We start from the raw sequence: 18,888 nt of genomic DNA, 5'->3' as shown, positions 1-18,888 counted from the left end.
CCATGCTATATATGTAGGTGTAATAAACCCCGCTCATTTAAAAGCGCTTCTATTAGTTATTTAAACATAGTAAAATTTGCTTAATTTATTAACACTTATGAGCCTTCATATGTCAATTTCGCACACGCTTATTACTCAACTTGTCACCCTCGCCTTAGATGAAGATCTAAATTATCAAACTGCGCAAGATGGTGATATAACCGCGCAACTTATCCCGCAAAATGAGCACGCAAATGCTAAAGTAATTACCCGCGAAGACTGCGTTTTTTGCGGTAAAGACATCATTATAGAAGTGTTTAAGCAAGTAGATCCAAACGTTGAAGTAAACGTATTAGTAAATGATGGCGACTTTGTGCCAGCAAATAGCACCTTATTTACAGCTAAAGGTTCTGCCCGCGCTATTTTAACTGCAGAGCGTACCGCGCTTAACTTTGTACAAACGCTTTCGGGTACCGCAACCACAACTGCAAATTATGTAAAAGAGCTTAGCGGCACCACAACCCAACTGCTCGATACCCGTAAAACAATACCAGGACTCAGGCTACTTCAAAAATACGCTGTAAAATGCGGCGGCGGTGCAAATCACCGTATAGGCTTATTTGATGCGTTTTTAATTAAAGAAAACCACATAGCAGCGTGTGGCGGAATTGATAAAGCAGTCGCACAAGCCAAGCAAAACCACCCTACAAAGCCCGTAGAAGTAGAGGTTGAATCGTTAAGTGAACTTGAGCAAGCCATTAATGCAGGCGCCGACATAATCATGCTCGATAACTTTAGCGTTGAACAAATTCAGCAAGCTGTGGTCACTACTAATAAGCGCGCTAAATTAGAGGTTTCTGGCAATATGACGCTAGAAACGCTTAAAACTTACTCCCAGGCAGGTGTAGACTTCATCTCCAGCGGCGCACTTACAAAAAATTTACAATCAATCGATTTATCGATGCGTTTTGTATAAAAGTACGACAACAATTTAGTTTTATTGATGCTAATTAATTGACAAAACGCATGAAAAGACTTTTAATAATCCAAAAGGCTTACTTTGTAACATTTTGTTAAATAAAGTATCCTTTTTAGAAAAATTTGTGTGCTTTAAGCATAAAAAAAGTGTTAGACTAACCCTGTTGTATTACTTCTTTGAAAAATATAGTAATAAGTAACTGCTTTTTGTTTTAATCTTCAAAAAATACCTAAAAGATTAAAGCAAATGGTCAGTATGTTTCCTATATTTAGTCTACTTTGTGTTTAGGTAGCCTACGCAAGTTGCAACATAATGAACTCACATTTAGCTTTTGTGTTTCATACCTAAGGCTAAAAGTACGTGAAAATTTATTTTTAAGTAAATCTGTAAAGTTAATCAGGTAAATTAAGCTTGGCACTTTCGCCACTAGCCTGATTACCTTACAAGACATTATCCTTTAGGAGAGGAAACATGAAAACAATGACTCAAAAACAACAGGGTTTCACCCTAATCGAATTAATGATTGTTATCGCGATCATCGGTATTCTTGCAGCTATCGCTTTACCGCAATACCAAACTTACACTAAAAAAGCGCGTTTTTCTGAGGTTGTACTAGCTGCATCTTCAGCTAAAGGTTTAGTTGATGTTTGTTTCCAAACTCGTGGAGCCGGTGATTTAGATAACTGTGATACAGCTGGTGAAATAGGTTTAAACGCTACAGGTGCAGCAGCAGGGGACCATGTCGCTAGCGTTGCAGTGGCGGCTTCTGCGGTAGTTACAGCTACTGGCGCTGCCACTGTAGATAGCGCGACTTATATTCTAACTCCAACAGCAGCAAATGGTACATTAACCTGGGATCAAACTGGTACATGTATTGCTGCAGGTCTTTGTTAAACACTAAATGAAAAAACCACTAGGTTTTTCGCTAATAGAGCTAATGATAGTTATCGCTATAATAGGGATACTCATATCATTAGCTCTTCCTGCCTATAATAATCACTTTAAACGCTCAAAATTTACGGAGGTAGTGTTAGCCTCTAATGCTCTTCAACGTCAAATTGAGATTTGCTTTTACACTAAACATACCCTCAATGAATGCGATACGTTCCAGAAAGTAGGCTCAAGAAAAACTGATTTCACAGCAGCTAGCTACGTTAATGATATTGAAATAACAAGTTCATCCAATTCACTAAAGATAAAAACTACAGCATCGGCTGAATCATCAATATCAGCATCTGGCGATACATACATAATGGGTGGGGCAGTAAAATTAAATCAACTTCAGTGGCAGCTTTCTAGCGATAGTACATGCATTAGCGAAGGGACTTGTTAAACTTAAGCTTTCCATTTTCTTTCGTAACAATCACGATTCCCTTTTTTGTAATTACTCCACACATAGCTCCACACTCGCCTTCAAAGCTGGAAAGGGTAAAAAATTCGTACATTTCTACAGGTGAAATAGCTTCTTTAATTAAACTTTCATATATTTCCCTACCTTCACTACCAACTGCTGGCTCGTCAAATATATAAAATTGCTCATTATTAGCTTCTTTTCTAGACTCCCCTTTATTAACAGCAAAATACGAACCTTGCCATTTTATAAAGTAAGCCAATCTTTGGCTGTCAACCTGAAGTAGCCCATAGCCTAAAGAGCAAAATTGCAGTAAGAGAATAACACTGATATTAATAGTATTTTCTTTGCGGGATTTCACTGGCGAAAGCAGCCATAAACTCAGTAATGGGCCTAAAGCCAAATCTAATAAAAAAATGATAGTTGCTAAGCCAAATAAGTCGCTTAACAAATATCTGCCATCAATAAACCAAGTATTAAAAACTAACAAACTAAGGGTGCTTAATATAATAAGTCCCGAGATAAAGTGTATAAGTGCCCATTTTATTTTCTTAGATATAACTTTAGAAAACACTTTAAACTCTCCATTATTCAAATAGCAGTAAAAAGTAGCTGCATCAATTGTTTAAGTTCAACTTTATGGCTATTATATAGTATAAGGTTAAATTTTATACCTTGTACTTTTATACGGGATTATAATGGCTAAACAACAAGAAAAAAAAGGGCAAGATACCTTTGTTTGGGTCGGTGTTAGTGCTAGAGGTAAACGACTTGAAGGTGAGTTAAATGGCAATAGTATAGCTTTAGTTAAAGCCCAGCTTCGTAAACAAGGTATAACCCCATCTAAGGTGAAAAGAAAAGCAAAACCTCTATTCGGAACTCGTTTACAAAAAATCACACCAAAAGACATCGCAATGGTAACTCGCCAAATAGCGACTATGCTATTAGCAGGTGTGCCGTTAATTCAAGCTATCGAGATGATTGGTACTGGCGCCACAAATAAAAGCGTAGGCAAGTTAATGGAGACTGTTGGCGATGAAGTTAAATCAGGCCAACCTCTATCACAAGCACTCAGAAAACATCCTCGCTACTTTGATGATTTATATTGTGACTTAGTCGCATCGGGTGAGCAGTCGGGTGCGCTTGATAAAATATTTGACCGTGTTGCTTTATATAAAGAAAAGTCAGAAGCGCTTAAGTCAAAAATTAAAAAAGCCATGTTTTACCCTATCGCGGTTTTAGTTGTTGCGCTTATAGTTACTTCAATATTGCTTATATTTGTAGTACCGCAGTTTCAAGATATTTTTAATGGCTTTGGCGCAGAGCTGCCTGCCTTTACCTTGTTTGTAATCGCCATATCTGAATTTATGCAAGAGTATTGGTGGATTATTGTTTTACTTATTGCTGCTTTTGGTTATGGCTATAAAGAAGCGCTACTAAAAAGCCAGAAATTAAGAGATGCAACAGATAGACTTATTTTAAAAATGCCTGTTGTCGGCATGATTTTAAACAAAGCCGCGGTTGCACGATATGCTCGTACGCTTTCGACCACCTTTGCTGCAGGTGTACCCCTTGTTGATGCACTCGACTCAGCTGCTGGTGCGTCCGGTAATGCTGTGTATCGCTATGCTATTTTAGATATTAAAGCGGAGGTGAGCTCGGGTAACCAGATGAACTGGGCAATGCGTAACTCTAAAATATTCCCTGATATGGTTATTCAAATGGTGGCCATTGGTGAAGAGTCTGGCTCGTTAGATGGGATGCTAGCCAAAGTAGCAACAATTTACGAGCAAGAAGTTGATGATGCAGTTGATGGCTTATCTAGCTTATTAGAGCCGCTTATTATGGCAGTTCTTGGTGTGCTTGTAGGTGGCTTAATTGTTGCTATGTACTTGCCAATTTTCCAATTAGGCTCTGTAATTTAAAAACATAGCTGTAAGCTGTAAGCTGTAAGCTGTAAGCTGTAAGCTGTAAGCTGTAAGCTGTAAGCTGTAAGCTGTAAGCTGTAAGCTGTAAGCTGTAAGCAAAATTGTAAACGCTAATTAATAGCTTGCGAAATAAAATTGGCTTATAAATGGCCTGAAGTTAGGTATTTTAATGGAAAATCTTTTTTTTGATATAACCACTGCGATGCAAAGTCAGCAGTGGTTTTATTTTTTGACTGTGGGCTTAGTAAGCCTGTGTATTGGTAGTTTTTTAAATGTAGTTATTTATCGACTGCCGTTAATGATGCAGCGAGAATGGCAAAGTGAATGTAGATTATTATTAGAAGATGAACTAACAAACAAACCTACACAAACCAACACCAATGAGCCATTTAATTTAGTAAAACCTAACTCTACCTGCCCTAAATGCAAAACCGCGATTAAGCCTTGGCAAAATATTCCTATTATTAGTTGGATTATGCTTAAAGGTAAATGTGCTAATTGCAGTAACCCAATATCAGCGCGTTACCCAATAGTTGAAGCCATTACCGCGCTATTAAGTTTAGTTATTGCCTACACTTTTGGGGCTACTGAGCACGCCTTTTTATATATTTTTGTAACCTGGATTTTAGTGGCGCTCACCTTTATTGATATTGACCACATGCTACTGCCCGATCAGCTCACTTTACCTTTAGTATGGCTTGCGCTCATAGCCGCTGTAATGGGTATAACAATAAGCCCGAGCGAAGCAATAGTGGGGGCAGCATGCGGCTATTTAAGCCTGTGGAGTGTGTTTTGGCTATTTAAGCTATTAACCGGTAAAGAAGGCATGGGCTATGGTGATTTTAAGTTACTGGCCGTGTTTGGCGCACTGCTTGGATGGCAGTCACTATTAACCATTATTTTACTTTCAAGCGTGGTGGGCGCCATTATTGGTATTGCCCTTTTAAGTATCCAAGGTAAAGACAAAGCAACCCCTATCCCATTTGGCCCCTACTTAGCTATCGCGGGTTGGATAGCACTGCTGTGGGGAGCTCAAATTCAAGCTGCGTATTTTAATTTAATTGGTTATTAGTATGAATAAGCCAGCAACTAAAATAAACAATTGGGTATTGGGTTTAACAGGTGGTATTGGCTGCGGTAAAACGGCTGTTAGTAATATGTTTGAAGAACTGGGTATTTGCGTTGTTGATGCGGACATTGTTGCCCGCCAAGTTGTAGCGCCTAATAGCAAAGGGCTAAATGCAATCATTGAACACTTTAGCGAGGGTATTTTACTACCCGATGGTACATTAAACAGAGCAGCGCTGCGCACTAAAATATTTACCAACAATGATGATAAAGAGTGGCTTAACGCACTATTACACCCGCTTATTCGGGAGAAAATACTCACCGATTTAAATAATGCAAGCAGTGCTTATGTTGTATTGGTTGCACCATTATTGTTTGAAAATAAACTTAACAAATACTGCAACCGTACTTTATTAATTGATGTACCACAGCCTGTGCAGATTGAACGTACTATAAAACGCGACAATATTAGCCTTGAGCAGGTAAATAGCATTATAGCGTCACAAATGCCACGGGAAGAAAAACAACAAAAAGCCGATGATATTCTAAATAATGACCGCGATTTATCACTTGTTCATGCAGAACTTGTTGTTCTTCATAAAAATTACCTACAATATGCAGTATAAAATACAACTAATGCCCCTTAATGCGGTCATAACAACATAAACTCGTAATTTGGTTAGCAAAAAAGGTGTTGATAAGCACAGCGAATTTAATCACCTGCTTTTTTCTGATAAATTGTTAACTATTGAAGGACTAAAATAGGTGCGCAATGAATATTAACTCACCGTTATTGAGAAAATTTATAACGCTTGGCCGCATTGATGCCGATACCGTAAAAGCAAAACAGCAAGAGTTTGCCTCAACCGCTGAGCTTATATCTAAATGTGGAAAAATTGACAGCAACGACTTAGCTGAACAATGTATAGACTTATTTCGCGTACCGTATTTTGATTTAAAAGACTTCGACCCTGCACAAATCCCCGAAGACTTAGTTAAAGAAAAACTAATACGTAAACACCATATTTTACCGCTGGTTCAAAAAGGCAGAAAAGTATACATTGCCGCCTCAGATCCAACTGACTACGGTGCCTTTGAAAACTTTGAATTTAGCACCGGCTTATCGTGCGAAATAGTCGTGGTTGACTATATTCAGCTAGATAACAAAATTGAGCAACTACTTGATGCTGCAGGCAGCTTAGATTTAAGCGCCGATGAATTTAAAGAGTTTGCCGACTTAGATACTGAAGGCCCTAAAGAAACCACACCTAAAGATGATGATAAAGACGATGCGCCAATCATTGTTTATATCAATAAAATATTAATGGATGCCATTAAAAAAGGCGCTTCTGATTTACACTTTGAACCTTACGAGCACAAATACCGTATTCGCTTTCGTATTGATGGTATTTTGCATGAAGTTGCCAACCCGCCCAATACCTTAGCAAGTAAGCTATCGGCGCGTATCAAAGTAATGTCGAGGCTCGATATTGCTGAAAAACGTAAACCACAAGATGGCCGTATTAAATTAAAAATTACCGAGCGTAAAAGCATCGATTTTCGTGTAAGTACTATGCCTACGTTATGGGGCGAAAAAATAGTAATGCGTATTCTTGATTCATCAAGCGCTATGCTAGGTATTGATGTACTCGGCTATGAAGAAGAGCAGAAAAAGCTCTACATGGATGCGCTTGGGCAACCACAAGGCATGATACTAGTGACCGGCCCAACGGGCTCTGGTAAAACCGTATCGCTTTATACCGGTTTAAATATACTTAACCAGCCAGAGCGTAACATTAGTACCGCCGAGGATCCGGTTGAGATAAACCTTGAAGGGGTTAACCAAGTACAAATTAACCCTAAAGCCGAAATGACCTTTGCTAACGCCCTGCGTGCCTTTTTACGTCAAGATCCAGATGTAGTGATGGTAGGTGAAATACGTGATCTAGAAACCGCAGAAATTTCAATTAAAGCGGCGCAAACAGGTCACTTAGTGTTATCTACACTACATACCAACTCAGCGCCCGAAACCATAACGCGTTTATTAAATATGGGCGTGCCTGCGTATAACGTGGCAAGCTCTATAAGTTTGATTATTGCCCAGCGCTTAGCTAGGCGTTTATGCCCTAAGTGTAAAACCCCTGAAACACTGCCAGCAGAGGAGTTGGCTCGTCAAGGATTTAGCACAACACAAATTGAAGATATGACACTATACGCACCCAAAGGCTGCGAAAATTGCACCGATGGTTACAAAGGCCGAGTGGGTATTTACGAAGTAATGCAAATTACCCCTGAAATTGCACAAATTATTATGCGCGGTGGCAACTCGCTCGAAATCGCAGAGGTATCGCTACAAGCTGGGTTTAATAACTTGCGATTATCGGGTTTACGAAAAGCCGCCGATGGTTTAACGTCTCTGGCTGAAATTAATCGCGTAACCAATATGTAAAAGTGATAGCCCTAATTAGGGCTAAAACACATTGTAGAGAGTAAAGTATGCCAACAATTGTTAACTGTCCAACCTGTAAAAACAAAGTTGAATGGTCACAGCAAAGCCCACATCGTCCTTTTTGTTCTAAGCGCTGTCAGCTTATTGATTTAGGTGAATGGTCTTTTGAGAACAATAAAATATCAACGCCTATTTCCTCGGCTAACCAAATTAGCCAAGATATGATTGAAGATATTGAAGAGATGATGGCTAAAAACGATGACGACTTTTTTAAATAAGCGTTTTTCACCCTCTTAAACGACAAAAGCCAGCATTAAGCTGGCTTTATAGTGTGTAATCTATAAATTAGTCTCTTTGCTTACGGTGTTTTTTACCCATACGCTTTTGCATTTTTGCAAACTTTTCTTGCTGCTCTGCGTTAAGTACCTGCATTACTTGATGCTGTGTTTTTAGCTTAATTAAGCCAAACTCAGTGCCTTTTTCGTGGCGTGCAGCTAATAGCTCTTTTGCAGCGTTTTCGTCAAATGTTGGTGCGCTAAGTAGAGCATCCATTTTCTCTTTTTGAGCCTTACGCTGTGCTTTACGGGCTTCTTTATCATCGCCGCGCAGTGCTTTCATCTGTGTTTTTTGCGCTTCAAAAATAGCTTCAAGCTTAGTTTGCTGTTCTTGCGTTAAATCAAGCTTGTCGGCACCGCGCTCAGATAGTAAAAAATGCGCTTGAGAATGGCCTTGCTTATCGTGCATGCCGCCTTTTGCTAATACGCTACCGGCGCCAAGTGTAGCCGTTGCTAGACCACAAATAAGTACTAATTTTGAAAGTGTATTTACTTTAGTCATAATCATCACCTTAATATTGGATGGATTGAATTTGGTTGTGGCTGCTAAGCCAGTGAGTTAACTATACCTCTTGCAACGCAAAGTAACGCAAAGCAGTGTAAAGGTTGTGTAAAGATTCACTTTTGCACAATTTAAGAAGTAAAATAACCATATAGAAATTGCCTAAGGGTTTGAAATGAAGCTATTAATGATTGATGACGACACCGGTTTGTGCGAACTACTTACTGAATATTTAGCCGTGCAAGGTTTTGACGTACAAAGCGTTCACGATGGCGAGCAAGGTTTAAAGCTTGCTCTATCAAATGACTACGCGCTGATATTGCTTGATGTCATGCTCCCCACCCTTGATGGCTTTGAAGTACTTAAACAACTTAGGCAAACAAAGTTAACACCGGTTATTATGCTCACTGCAAAAGGCGAAGACTTTGACCGCATTTTTGGCTTAGAGCTTGGCGCAGACGATTACATACCCAAGCCATTTAATCACCGCGAGTTACTTGCCCGTGTAAAAGCCATTACCCGTCGTATAGAGCACATAAATAGCCTAAACGTTGCAACGCCTAGCAAAATGAATATAAATGGCATTACGGTTAATTTGGCAGCCCGAGAGGCTGCTATTAACGAGCACACCCTCACGCTTACTGGCACAGAGTACGAAGTACTGGTGTTATTAATTAAAAACGCCGGCGAAGTTGTCAGTAAAGAGCAAATAAGTGAAGAAGTGCTAGGCAGGCGCTTAGCTTCGTTCGACCGCTCAATTGATATGCACGTTAGCAATATTCGTAAAAAAATAGCTGAGCATATTCAAGGCGAGCGAATAAAAACAATGCGAGGAACAGGTTATGTCTTCATCCAAGGTGAGTAATAAACATTACTTTGCATGGCTAAAGCACCCTCGGCATTATTTATTTTTTAAAATATTTATTTGGTTTTGGCTAACAATAACAGGCACGGTGGCTGCGCTTATATTCTTAAGCAATATTACGGCAATTAATGCAGTAAGCACCGAGCCTTTGCGGGGGCCAATGAAAAAAAACCTAATTTATACTGCCAAAAGTATTGAGCGAAGTGCCACTAAACACAAGCGCACCCTTGCTGATGTTTTATCGCACCCTAGGCTTTCAAAACGAAAAATTTTATTTTTAGGCGCAGTACAACCCGAAGATGCATTAAGCAATAAAGAGATCCCCGCTGAAATAGATTTAAACTTACTTAGCTTTAGTCAAAACTTGGCGCCACAGGTCATTTTTACCGAAAAATACCAAGCTTTCGGCCCTGTTAATATTAGCGTGCCAGAGGGGCAGTTTTACCTCTACGAAATAGACATTAACCACCAACCTCCTTTGCTCATGCGCTTTAAGTTAATGCCGAATTGGATGAAAGTACTCGTAGCTATTTTTGCCTCTTTAATCCTGAGTTTTATTTTTAGTCGCAATTTAATCGCCCCAATTAACAGCCTTAAAAAAGCAGCTATAAAGCTTTCATCAGGCGATTTATCAGCGCGAGTTGCCATACCTGCAAGCAGAAAAGACGAGTTAGGAGTACTTGGGCGCGACTTTAACAGCATGGCTAATCAGCTTGAGCAACTTATTAGTGCTCAAAAGCGCTTACTGGCTGATATATCTCATGAGTTACGCTCCCCGCTTACGCGTTTAAAAATGGCAACAGGCCTTGCACAAATGCAAGCCAACGAGGCAAGCCAATCGTATTTATTACGTATAGAAAAAGAAGCAAACCAGCTTGATAAAATGATTGCCGACGTGCTGCAAGTGTCGCGTTTAGAAGCGCAAAGCCAAACTCTGTCACTGCAAAAGCAATCGTTAAAAGATATAGTAGAGCACGTATTAAACGATGCGCAGTTTGAAGCCAAGCAAAATACTAAAACACTTACTTTTAGTGGCAATGCCGATGTAATGCTAAGCTGCGATGAATCATTAGTTGCCAGCGCACTCGAAAACCTATTACGTAACGCAATAAAATACGCGCACAGCAACATTAGCTTTAACGTACACTATAACAACCAAATCTATATAGAGATTTGCGACGATGGCCCTGGCGTTCCAAATGAGCAACTGAGCAAGCTTTGTGAGCCCTTTTTTAGGCAATCAGACGCTCGCGACAGAGTAAGTGGCGGCACAGGGCTTGGCTTAGCTATCGCTAAAAATGCTATTATTGCCCACGGCGGTAGTTTAGCGCTATCTAATAAAGAAAAAGGCGGGCTTTGTGCCAATATCACCCTGCCACTAATTAAAGAGTAAGCATGTTTTACAGTACCGAATCAGCGCTTGAAAGTAACCAAGCACGCATTAATCACTTTTACGAAAATGTACTTAATAAAAACTATTTTAATGCATCTGAAGGTAAACTGTTTTTTGCTTACGCAGTGCCAGAAACAGCTAACACTGCCATAGTAATTAGCTCTGGGCGCATAGAAGGGCTTGAAAAATACAAAGAGCTGCTGTGGGAGCTTTACACTAATAACTATGCGGTATTTATAGCCGACCACCAGGGGCAAGGCCGCTCGTATCGACCGTTAAAAAATAAGCACAAGGGTTATGTAAAACGCTTTAGTGACTACAGTGCCGACTTAGATTTATTTAACCAACATATTGTAAATAAACACTGGCAAGGCAAAAAAATATTATTAGCCCACTCTATGGGCGGCGCTATAGCGTACGATTATTTTGCAAATTACCCGCATACTTTTAGCGGCGCGTTTTTATCTGCGCCCATGTTTGATATTTACACTAAAGGTATTCCTAAACCGGTAGCTAAATTTATAGCCCGCGCCGCCACAAAGCTCGGTTTTGGCTACAGTTATGCGCTAGGGCAAAACGATTACAACCCAGAAGAATTTGCGCTTAATACTTTAACCAGCAGCCAAGTGCGGTACAACCTATTTAGGCTCACTTATCAACAACAGCCACTTTTACAGTTAGGCGGCGTTACATATGGCTGGTTAAATGCAAGCTTTGCTTTTGTGTCTGCCGTGGATACCCACACAATCAACCTCCCTATTTTTATTGCCAGCGCACAAAACGATGAAGTGGTTGATAACAACGCGCAACAAAAGCTCGTAAATAGGCTCCCTAATGCCGAGCTGAAAAGCTTTGCAGGGGCTAAGCACGAGTTATTGTTTGAACGCGACGAAATTAGAAAACCTGTGCTTATGCGCTTGTATCAGTTTTGTTCTTCGTTTGATACTTAGGTACGACCGAGAGCGGATCTAGATGAATTAAAATATCAACCTCAGAGTCAAAGCGCTCGGCAAGCGCCTTCTCTACATCGTCAGCCACATTGTGGGCACGTATTAAACTTAAATGATCATCAAGCTCTAAGTGCATTTGCATAAACTTAATTTTACCGCCTTGGCGAGTGCGAATATCATGTACACCGTGTACATCTTTATGTGCGTTAGCAATATCTAAAATACTTTGCTTTTCATCATCTGGGAGTTCTTTATCCATTAGATGATCGGCACTCTCACACGCAATATCCCAACTGTTATAAAGTAAGTAACCGGCAACGCCTATGGCAAACAGCGGATCTGCGTATAACACCCCATAGTACGAGAGCAAAATAGCAAGTAATACCGCCGCATTTAAAATTAAATCCCCTTTGTAATGCACCGAGTCTGCTTTAATAGCGATGGATTCGGTATGCTTAACCACTTTGATCTGAAAAAACACAATCACTAACGTACAAGCAATAGCAAATATACTCACCCACACACCTAACAGTGAATGACTAAGCACAATTGGGTTAAATAATCGCTCAATACCGTGAAACGCCAATAAGCACCCCGACCCTGCTATAAACGCAGCCTGACCAAGTCCGGCTAGGGCTTCAGCTTTGCCATGACCAAAACGGTGATCGTCATCTGCTGGGCGCAGTGCATACCCTAGCACTAAAAAGCTCATGGCCGTGGCGGTAATATCCATTAATGAGTCGGTTAATGAGCCAAGCATAGAAGCTGAACCCGATGCCAACCACGCCCAGGTTTTAGCGGCTATCATTAAGCTAACCATAACCATGGTAACTATGCTTGATGTTTTAACCCAAAATTCGTAACTACGGTGATGCACGTTAATATTCACTACTTGCGGTATTCAATGGCGCGAGTATATCATTTTTTTTACCGGTTTCGTGTATACTGCCACTCGTCAAATTATAGATTAATAGAAAGGCGCATTATGCTGGATATCGTTTTATATCAACCTGAAATTCCACCAAATACAGGAAATATCATACGCTTGTGTGCAAACACAGGTTACTCATTGCATTTAATTGAGCCATTAGGTTTTGAGTGGGACGATAAGCGAGTAAAACGTGCCGGGCTAGATTACCACGAGTTTAGTAACGTACAGCGCCATGCCTCGTTTGATGCCTACCTTGAAAAGTGCCAACCTAAAAAAGTGTATGCATGCACCACTAAAGGCAGCCAGTTTCATCACGAAGCCAGTTATGAAGCCGGTGATTGCTTGGTATTTGGGCCAGAAACTCGCGGTCTCCCTGATGAGATGATTCAAGCGCTGCCTAACGATCAGCGTGTGCGCATTCCTATGCAGCCCAATAGCCGTAGTATGAACCTATCAAACGCTGTGGCGGTATTTGTTTATGAGTCATGGCGCCAGCTAGGCTTTCCTAACGCGCAATAAGCACCTTGTACCAAACAATAAAAAACCGACATAGCGTCGGTTTTTTTAATAGCAAAGCATGTTCATGCTTTTAATAAAGTGGGCATTATATGCTCATTTATTCGGCGCGCTGCTCTCGGCCTAATAGTGCCATGGCGGCTTCTTTCATATCTTTATTTTCATAAAGTACTTTATAAATTTGCTCAGTAATAGGCATTTCTACACCGGCGCGTTGTGCTAATAAATACACTTCTTTTGTGTTTCTAAAGCCTTCAACAACTTGCCCGATAGACTCAATAGCAGCATCAACCCCTTCACCTTTACCTAAAGCCAAACCAAAGCGACGGTTGCGCGATTGATTGTCGGTACATGTTAAGATTAAATCGCCAAGTCCAGCCATACCCATAAAGGTTTCTTGCTTTGCCCCCAAGGCACATCCTAAGCGCGTTAGCTCAGCTAAGCCGCGAGTGATCAGTGCAGTACGTGCATTAGCTCCAAAGCCCACCCCATCAGACATACCAGCACCAATGGCTATTACGTTTTTAACCGCGCCACCTAACTGAATGCCAATAAAGTCATCGTTGTTATACACGCGGAACGAGCGCCCACAATGGAGTAAATCTGCAAGTTGTTGCGCAAACTCCGTTGAGGTAGACGACACCGATATCGCAGTAGGTAGCCCCATTGCCATTTCTTTTGCAAAGGTTGGGCCTGATAAAACCGCAAGCGGCATTTCATCACCTAGTTCCTGCAGGGCCACCTCTTGTAACAAGCGACCAGTATTTGGCTCAAGCCCTTTTGTTGCCCACGCAACTTGCGCACCTTCAACCAGCGCAGGTTTAATTTGCTGCAATGTATCTGCAAAGGCATGGCTTGGCACAACCACAAGTACAATAGCACTGCTGGCTACGGCTTGTTGTAAATCGGCTTGTAATAAAAGAGTGTCGGGGAATGGTACATCAGGAAGGTAACGTTGATTTTTCCGCTCAGCTGCAAGCGTGGCAACGTCGTCGCTATTGCGACCCCAAAGTGTCACTTGGTGACCATTTCGGGCTAAGCAAATAGCAAGAGCGGTGCCGTAAGACCCCGCTCCTAATACAGTAACAGCTGAAGTTGCTGTACTCATAAATTATGCGTCTGCTGAAACCTGCTCAGCTTGCGCAGTACGTTGTTGCATGTATTGTGCAAATAACGCATCAAAGTTCACTGGCGCAAGGTTAAGCTGTGGGAAAGTACCACGGTTAACAAGATTAGATACGGCTTCACGCGCGTATGGGAATAACACGTTAGGGCAGTATGCACCTAGCATATGTGCTAGTTGTACTTCTTCAAGCTCACCAACTGTAAAAATACCGGCTTGCTGAATTTCACATAAAAACGCAGTTTCTTCACCGATAGAAGCAGTAACCGTTAGTGCTAAAACCACTTCAAACACACCTTCGTCTAGCTTATTAGAGCGCGTGTCTAGGTCTAGCTTAACTTCTGGCGTCCATTCTTTTTGAAAAATCGCAGGCGAGTTAGGCGTTTCAAACGATACATCTTTAGTGTAAATACGTTGAATAGTAAATTGTGCGCCACCTTCTTGTGCTGCTGCGTTTTGATTTTCTTCGTTCATTGTGCTTCCTACGTGTTAGTTTTTATAATTAAAATTAAGCATTTAGCTTAGCGTCAAGTTTACCTTGCGCTTCAATAGCCATCATGTCGTCGCAGCCACCGATATGTTCATCATTAATAAAAATTTGCGGTACTGTGCTTGCACCACCTGCTTTAGCAATCATTTCATCGCGAAGCTCTGGTTGAACACCAATATCAATATTTGTGTACTCAACGCCTTTACTGTTTAAAAGTGCAAGAGCACGTTGGCAAAATGGACAGTACGCTTTGGTGTATAAAACAACATTACTCATAATAAATCCTCTATCGGTACTACTAAACTGATTAGCGACCTGTTGTAGTTGGAAGGCTGGCAGATTGCCACGACCCCATACCACCTGATAATACATAAACCGATTCAAAGCCTGCTTTATGCATTGCATTAGCAATACCTTGAGCAGTCATGCCTGTGGCACATACTAGTATAATGGGTTTGCTCTTGTGCTTTTCAAGGCTTGAAAAGTCAGATTGTTTTGCTTTTTCAGGGCTTAAGTGTTCAGCACCCGCAATACGACCTGCGTTAAATTCTTTTTGAGCACGAATATCAACTACTTTGCCATCTTCACGATTAATAAGAAGTGTTAATTGCTGTGGGTTTATTTCTCTCACTGCTGAAAGCTTGCTCTTTATCCAGCCGCTTACAATAAGGAATACAAGACCAACCCAAGCTAGGCTTAAAATAGGATGATTTGTAATAAATTCAATATATTGATCCATTCTACTTCCACTATGAAATTATGTTCTAAACCTAGGGCGTGTTGGCCTTTGTGGATTGAAATTTATTCAATCTAGGGGCGATTAAATCGCGGCGCGAGATTTGTAACCTAGTGGGCTAAGTAAAAACCGAGCAAAGCTTCCGCGTCCTGCTCACGCCCCTTACCTACATCCATGTAGGCAACAAAAAGGTAATAGTCCCTAGAAAGAACCCAACGGGCAGCGCATGTTTGGTATTTATGCTACGTTATCGCCTATTTATGGGGAATAACCACACTTCATAGGCTCTGCCTTACCTAAAAACCAAACATACTGCTGCAAATTCAGCCACCAAAGTGCAACACGCCCTAATATTCTAGGTATTTTGTACTTTAGCCACGCAAGTATACCCAAACCAAGTTAAAATGCGAGTTTGCTGCGCTTTAAAAACACATAAAGCACCCCATATATGAAAGTAAGTAAAAAATTTAATATCTTGTTCTCAGTGCTGATTCTGGCGCTAAAACACGGTATGCTAAAACTAACCAGATAACCTTTTCGGCGCACAGTACCCATCAACAGGTGCTAATTTTCAGGAGCTATTATGACAGAGCATAAAAAACCACTGGTATTAATGATTTTAGACGGTTGGGGATACCGCGAAGATGAGCAAAGCAATGCGATTCTTGCGGCCAACACCCCCGTTTTAGACAACCTATGGGCAACCCGTCCACGCACATTAATTTCAGGCTCAGGTTTAGATGTAGGCTTACCTGAAGGGCAAATGGGTAACTCAGAAGTAGGCCATGTAAATTTAGGTGCTGGTCGTGTTGTTTATCAAGATTTTACTCGCATTACCAAAGCAATCAACGATGGCGAATTTGACTCAACCCCTGCCCTTGTTGAAAACATCGATAAAGCAGTCGCTGCAGGCAAAGCCGTGCATATTATGGGTTTATTAAGCCCAGGTGGTGTTCACAGCCACGAAGATCATATTGTCGCGAGTATTCAATTAGCCGCTAAACGCGGTGCAAAAGAAGTATACTTTCATGGCTTTTTAGATGGCCGTGATACACCACCACGCAGTGCTAAAGCATCAATAGAGCGTATAGAAGCCTTATTTGCCGAGCTAAATTGTGGCCGCTTAGCGTCTCTTGTGGGCCGTTATTACGCCATGGACAGAGACAACCGTTGGAACCGTGTAGAAAAAGCCTACAATGTAATGGCATTAGGTGAAGGCGAATTTAATTATGTTGATGGTGTATCGGCATTAGAAGCCGCCTATGAGCGCGACGAAAACGATGAGTTTGTAGCACCAACCACCATCGCACCACAAGGCGCTGAAGCAGCACAAATTAATGATGGCGACACTATCATCTTTGCTAATTTTAGAGCCGACCGCGCCCGTGAAATCACCCGTGCCTTTGTAGAGCCAGGCTTTGATGGGTTCGAAAAGAAAAAATCACCACAGTTAAGCGCATTTGTAATGATGACAGAATACTCAGCCGATATTGATGCCCCTATCGCATTTGGCCCTACGCCATTGGTGAACGTATTAGGTGAATGGCTTGAAAAAAATGGCAAAACGCAGCTACGTATTTCTGAAACAGAAAAATACGCTCATGTTACGTTTTTCTTTAGTGGCGGACGCGAAGATGAATTTGAAGGCGAATCACGCGAATTAATTCCTTCTCCACAGGTTGCCACTTATGACCTTCAGCCAGAAATGAATTCTGAAATGCTAACCGACAAACTTATTGAAGCCATTAAAAGCGGTAAGTTTGATGCCATTATTTGTAATTACCCGAATGGCGATATGGTGGGTCACTCTGGTGTGTTTGAAGCCGCGGTTAAAGCCTGTGAAGCTGTTGATGCATGTATAGGCCGCGTGGTGGAAGCGCTAGATGAGTTTGGCGGTGAAGCACTTATCACAGCCGATCACGGTAATGCAGAGCAAATGGCAAATACTGCCACGGGCCAAGCTCATACCGCTCACACTAGCGAGCCAGTGCCATTTATTTATGTAGGACGCGATGCAACGCCAAGTGAAGGTAAAGCATTAAGTGATGTAGCACCTACTATGCTACACCTGATGGGCATGGAGCAACCAAGCGAAATGACCGGTACGCCAATCATGACGTTGAAATAAAACATGAGCAAACCAGTAAATTGGTTTAGTGTTTATACATTTGTATTGGTTTCGTTAGTGGTTGCCCCTGCAACCGCTAACGAAAACCGCACTAAAAAAGACCTATCTGAAGTGCAATCTGCATTAGAGCAAAGCCAAGCAGAGTACAACGCACAGCGAAAAAAAATTGCCGCACTGCAAAAAAACTTAAAAAAACACGAGTTAGAAATAGCTAAAAATGCCAAAGCCCTCAATATGGCTGAGCAATCAGTAAAAGAAACCGAGCAAAAACAACAAGCACAGCAACAAAAAGCACAGCAATTAAAAGCGCAACACGCGCAATTTCAAGCCATTTTAGCGGCCCAGCTAAAAAGTGCCTACATGGCTGGGGGCGACGACTACCCCAAAATGCTTTTAAACCAACAAGACACAGCTAAATTTGAGCGTACCTTAAGCTATTACAACTATTTAAATAAAGCGCGCATAGAGCAAATTGAAGAGCTTAAAGTACTACAACAACAAATTGCAGAAAACCAAGCTGCACTTGCCAAAACCAAACAAAAATTAGCCGCCTTATTTGAAGAACAAAAAAGACGCCAAAGCGCGCTAGTAAATGCCCAAAGCGAGCGCCAAACTAACCTTAAAAACTTACAAGCACAGCTCAATAGCACTAAAAGCTCGATTAATTACTTAAAAGACAACGAGCAAACATTAATCACCACCATTGAAGAACTTGAGCAAGAGAAGACTCAAAAAATTGAATTGCTCGGCCTTAATAAAAGTAAAGGCAAGCTTAATTGGCCCAGCAAAGGAAAGCTAAAACACACATTTGGTCAGCGCAAACATGGCGGCATAGACTGGAAAGGCGTGTTAATTGGTGCAAAAGAAGGCACTAATGTAAACAGTATTAATAATGGCCAAGTTGTATTTGCTGATTGGCTTAAAGGCTTTGGCTGGGTTATTGTGGTTGATCATGGTGAGGGCTTTATGAGCCTATACGGCCATGCGCAAACATTATTAAAAGATGTGGGCGACATGGTTCGAGAAGGCGAAACGCTGGCATTAGTAGGTCAAAGCGGCGGACAGTCGAGTTCTGGTCTATACTTTGAAATACGCCACAAAGGACGCGCAGTAAATCCTGTTAAATGGTGCAGACGTATTTAAGTGAATAAAACAGCTGCACCGC

Annotated in this window: 21 protein-coding genes; 14 read left to right on the top strand and 7 right to left on the bottom strand. The window is 41.2% G+C overall.

The window, feature by feature from the left end:
• Positions 1 to 109: 109 nt before the first annotated feature.
• The 3 genes from nadC (at position 110) to PSH54_RS18295 (ending at position 2,291) form a co-directional block, all read left to right on the top strand.
• Entirely contained in the window at positions 110 to 955 is an 846-nt protein-coding gene (gene nadC / locus PSH54_RS18305) for a carboxylating nicotinate-nucleotide diphosphorylase (protein WP_273606788.1), read from the top strand.
• Between the two features lie 474 nt (positions 956 to 1,429).
• Complete coding sequence (locus tag PSH54_RS18300; protein ID WP_273606787.1) at positions 1,430 to 1,852, top strand: pilin; 423 nt, start codon at positions 1,430 to 1,432, stop codon at positions 1,850 to 1,852.
• A 7-nt stretch (positions 1,853 to 1,859) separates the two neighbouring features.
• Positions 1,860 to 2,291: a pilin gene (locus PSH54_RS18295; protein ID WP_273606786.1), complete on the top strand. Its 432-nt coding sequence runs from the start codon at positions 1,860 to 1,862 to the stop codon at positions 2,289 to 2,291.
• Here the strand turns inward: PSH54_RS18295 and PSH54_RS18290 are convergent.
• A complete protein-coding gene (locus PSH54_RS18290; protein WP_273606785.1) occupies positions 2,272 to 2,883 on the bottom strand; it encodes a fimbrial assembly protein in 612 nt (203 codons plus the stop codon). The two genes, PSH54_RS18295 and PSH54_RS18290, sit on opposite strands and share 20 nt — an antisense overlap.
• A 124-nt stretch (positions 2,884 to 3,007) precedes the next feature.
• On the opposite strand from PSH54_RS18290, the gene PSH54_RS18285 reads away from it, so the two are divergent.
• The 5 genes from PSH54_RS18285 (at position 3,008) to yacG (ending at position 8,032) form a co-directional block, all read left to right on the top strand.
• A complete protein-coding gene (locus PSH54_RS18285) occupies positions 3,008 to 4,234 on the top strand; it encodes a type II secretion system F family protein (protein ID WP_273606784.1) in 1,227 nt (408 codons plus the stop codon).
• A 172-nt stretch (positions 4,235 to 4,406) separates the two neighbouring features.
• Positions 4,407 to 5,309, top strand: a complete 903-nt coding sequence (locus PSH54_RS18280; RefSeq protein WP_273606783.1) for a prepilin peptidase — start codon at positions 4,407 to 4,409, stop codon at positions 5,307 to 5,309.
• Between the two features lies 1 nt (position 5,310).
• Positions 5,311 to 5,931, top strand: coding sequence for a dephospho-CoA kinase (gene coaE / locus PSH54_RS18275; RefSeq protein WP_273606782.1), 621 nt, complete (start codon positions 5,311 to 5,313; stop codon positions 5,929 to 5,931).
• A 146-nt stretch (positions 5,932 to 6,077) separates the two neighbouring features.
• The gene (pilB, locus tag PSH54_RS18270; RefSeq protein ID WP_273606781.1) at positions 6,078 to 7,754 is read left to right on the top strand and encodes a type IV-A pilus assembly ATPase PilB; all 1,677 of its coding nucleotides are present in this window, start codon (positions 6,078 to 6,080) and stop codon (positions 7,752 to 7,754) included.
• 47 nt (positions 7,755 to 7,801) lie between these two features.
• A complete protein-coding gene (gene yacG, locus PSH54_RS18265) occupies positions 7,802 to 8,032 on the top strand; it encodes a DNA gyrase inhibitor YacG (protein ID WP_004588606.1) in 231 nt (76 codons plus the stop codon).
• Positions 8,033 to 8,099: 67 nt separating this feature from the next.
• Here the strand turns inward: yacG and PSH54_RS18260 are convergent, their stop codons facing one another.
• Positions 8,100 to 8,591: a Spy/CpxP family protein refolding chaperone gene (locus PSH54_RS18260; RefSeq protein ID WP_273606780.1), complete on the bottom strand. Its 492-nt coding sequence runs from the start codon at positions 8,589 to 8,591 to the stop codon at positions 8,100 to 8,102.
• 175 nt (positions 8,592 to 8,766) lie between these two features.
• On the opposite strand from PSH54_RS18260, the gene PSH54_RS18255 reads away from it, so the two are divergent.
• From PSH54_RS18255 to PSH54_RS18245, 3 genes are read left to right on the top strand one after another with little or no spacing between them, the layout of a single operon-like run.
• Entirely contained in the window at positions 8,767 to 9,456 is a 690-nt protein-coding gene (locus tag PSH54_RS18255) for a response regulator (RefSeq protein WP_273606779.1), read from the top strand.
• Positions 9,434 to 10,849 (top strand): ATP-binding protein, encoded by a 1,416-nt coding sequence (locus PSH54_RS18250; RefSeq protein WP_273606778.1) that lies wholly within the window; start codon positions 9,434 to 9,436, stop codon positions 10,847 to 10,849. Before PSH54_RS18255 ends, PSH54_RS18250 begins: the two co-directional genes overlap by 23 nt.
• A 2-nt stretch (positions 10,850 to 10,851) precedes the next feature.
• Positions 10,852 to 11,799 carry an alpha/beta fold hydrolase gene (locus tag PSH54_RS18245; RefSeq protein WP_273606777.1) on the top strand — a complete coding sequence of 316 codons (948 nt, stop codon included), beginning with the start codon at positions 10,852 to 10,854 and terminating at the stop codon, positions 11,797 to 11,799.
• On the opposite strand, the gene PSH54_RS18240 is transcribed toward PSH54_RS18245, so the two are convergent.
• Positions 11,759 to 12,625 carry a cation diffusion facilitator family transporter gene (locus PSH54_RS18240; protein WP_084554422.1) on the bottom strand — a complete coding sequence of 289 codons (867 nt, stop codon included), beginning with the start codon at positions 12,623 to 12,625 and terminating at the stop codon, positions 11,759 to 11,761. The genes PSH54_RS18245 and PSH54_RS18240 overlap by 41 nt on opposite strands.
• Before the next feature lie 159 nt (positions 12,626 to 12,784).
• Between PSH54_RS18240 and trmL the strand changes: the two genes are divergently transcribed.
• Positions 12,785 to 13,249, top strand: a complete 465-nt coding sequence (gene trmL, locus PSH54_RS18235; RefSeq protein WP_273606776.1) for a tRNA (uridine(34)/cytosine(34)/5-carboxymethylaminomethyluridine(34)-2'-O)-methyltransferase TrmL — start codon at positions 12,785 to 12,787, stop codon at positions 13,247 to 13,249.
• Positions 13,250 to 13,346: 97 nt separating this feature from the next.
• On the opposite strand, the gene gpsA is transcribed toward trmL, so the two are convergent.
• Genes gpsA through PSH54_RS18215 form a run of 4 tightly spaced genes read right to left on the bottom strand, consistent with a single transcriptional unit; the run spans position 13,347 to position 15,598 of the window.
• Complete coding sequence (gene gpsA / locus PSH54_RS18230; protein WP_024031407.1) at positions 13,347 to 14,354, bottom strand: NAD(P)H-dependent glycerol-3-phosphate dehydrogenase; 1,008 nt, start codon at positions 14,352 to 14,354, stop codon at positions 13,347 to 13,349.
• A 3-nt stretch (positions 14,355 to 14,357) separates the two neighbouring features.
• Positions 14,358 to 14,843 (bottom strand): protein-export chaperone SecB, encoded by a 486-nt coding sequence (gene secB, locus PSH54_RS18225; RefSeq protein WP_004588614.1) that lies wholly within the window; start codon positions 14,841 to 14,843, stop codon positions 14,358 to 14,360.
• 34 nt (positions 14,844 to 14,877) lie between these two features.
• Positions 14,878 to 15,135, bottom strand: a complete 258-nt coding sequence (gene grxC / locus PSH54_RS18220; RefSeq protein ID WP_004588615.1) for a glutaredoxin 3 — start codon at positions 15,133 to 15,135, stop codon at positions 14,878 to 14,880.
• A 31-nt stretch (positions 15,136 to 15,166) separates the two neighbouring features.
• Entirely contained in the window at positions 15,167 to 15,598 is a 432-nt protein-coding gene (locus PSH54_RS18215; RefSeq protein WP_273606775.1) for a rhodanese-like domain-containing protein, read from the bottom strand.
• Between the two features lie 580 nt (positions 15,599 to 16,178).
• On the opposite strand from PSH54_RS18215, the gene gpmM reads away from it, so the two are divergent.
• On the top strand, positions 16,179 to 17,723 hold the full coding sequence (gene gpmM / locus PSH54_RS18210) for a 2,3-bisphosphoglycerate-independent phosphoglycerate mutase (protein WP_273606774.1): 1,545 nt from the start codon (positions 16,179 to 16,181) through the stop codon (positions 17,721 to 17,723).
• A 3-nt stretch (positions 17,724 to 17,726) separates the two neighbouring features.
• Complete coding sequence (locus PSH54_RS18205) at positions 17,727 to 18,866, top strand: murein hydrolase activator EnvC family protein (RefSeq protein ID WP_096740206.1); 1,140 nt, start codon at positions 17,727 to 17,729, stop codon at positions 18,864 to 18,866.
• The last annotated feature ends 22 nt before the right edge of the window (positions 18,867 to 18,888 follow it).

The sequence above is a fragment of the Pseudoalteromonas sp. Angola-30 genome (assembly GCF_028599215.1).
GTDB classification, from domain to species: domain Bacteria; phylum Pseudomonadota; class Gammaproteobacteria; order Enterobacterales; family Alteromonadaceae; genus Pseudoalteromonas; species Pseudoalteromonas atlantica.
Note: the sequence above shows the minus strand (reverse complement) of the source record. Positions and strands in the feature narration are given on the sequence as shown.

Bases quoted from the DNA above. Each gene is read 5' to 3' on its own strand.
- nadC (WP_273606788.1), top strand. From the start codon at position 110: ATGTCAATTTCGCACACGCTTATTACTCAACTTGTCACCCTCGCCTTA.
- PSH54_RS18300 (WP_273606787.1), top strand. From the start codon at position 1,430: ATGAAAACAATGACTCAAAAACAACAGGGTTTCACCCTAATCGAATTA.
- PSH54_RS18295 (WP_273606786.1), top strand. From the start codon at position 1,860: ATGAAAAAACCACTAGGTTTTTCGCTAATAGAGCTAATGATAGTTATC.
- PSH54_RS18285 (WP_273606784.1), top strand. From the start codon at position 3,008: ATGGCTAAACAACAAGAAAAAAAAGGGCAAGATACCTTTGTTTGGGTC.
- PSH54_RS18280 (WP_273606783.1), top strand. From the start codon at position 4,407: ATGGAAAATCTTTTTTTTGATATAACCACTGCGATGCAAAGTCAGCAG.
- coaE (WP_273606782.1), top strand. From the start codon at position 5,311: ATGAATAAGCCAGCAACTAAAATAAACAATTGGGTATTGGGTTTAACA.
- pilB (WP_273606781.1), top strand. From the start codon at position 6,078: ATGAATATTAACTCACCGTTATTGAGAAAATTTATAACGCTTGGCCGC.
- yacG (WP_004588606.1), top strand. From the start codon at position 7,802: ATGCCAACAATTGTTAACTGTCCAACCTGTAAAAACAAAGTTGAATGG.
- PSH54_RS18260 (WP_273606780.1), bottom strand. From the start codon at position 8,591: ATGACTAAAGTAAATACACTTTCAAAATTAGTACTTATTTGTGGTCTA.
- PSH54_RS18255 (WP_273606779.1), top strand. From the start codon at position 8,767: ATGAAGCTATTAATGATTGATGACGACACCGGTTTGTGCGAACTACTT.
- PSH54_RS18250 (WP_273606778.1), top strand. From the start codon at position 9,434: ATGTCTTCATCCAAGGTGAGTAATAAACATTACTTTGCATGGCTAAAG.
- PSH54_RS18245 (WP_273606777.1), top strand. From the start codon at position 10,852: ATGTTTTACAGTACCGAATCAGCGCTTGAAAGTAACCAAGCACGCATT.
- PSH54_RS18240 (WP_084554422.1), bottom strand. From the start codon at position 12,625: ATGGTTATGGTTAGCTTAATGATAGCCGCTAAAACCTGGGCGTGGTTG.
- trmL (WP_273606776.1), top strand. From the start codon at position 12,785: ATGCTGGATATCGTTTTATATCAACCTGAAATTCCACCAAATACAGGA.
- gpsA (WP_024031407.1), bottom strand. From the start codon at position 14,354: ATGAGTACAGCAACTTCAGCTGTTACTGTATTAGGAGCGGGGTCTTAC.
- secB (WP_004588614.1), bottom strand. From the start codon at position 14,843: ATGAACGAAGAAAATCAAAACGCAGCAGCACAAGAAGGTGGCGCACAA.
- grxC (WP_004588615.1), bottom strand. From the start codon at position 15,135: ATGAGTAATGTTGTTTTATACACCAAAGCGTACTGTCCATTTTGCCAA.
- PSH54_RS18215 (WP_273606775.1), bottom strand. From the start codon at position 15,598: ATGGATCAATATATTGAATTTATTACAAATCATCCTATTTTAAGCCTA.
- gpmM (WP_273606774.1), top strand. From the start codon at position 16,179: ATGACAGAGCATAAAAAACCACTGGTATTAATGATTTTAGACGGTTGG.
- PSH54_RS18205 (WP_096740206.1), top strand. From the start codon at position 17,727: ATGAGCAAACCAGTAAATTGGTTTAGTGTTTATACATTTGTATTGGTT.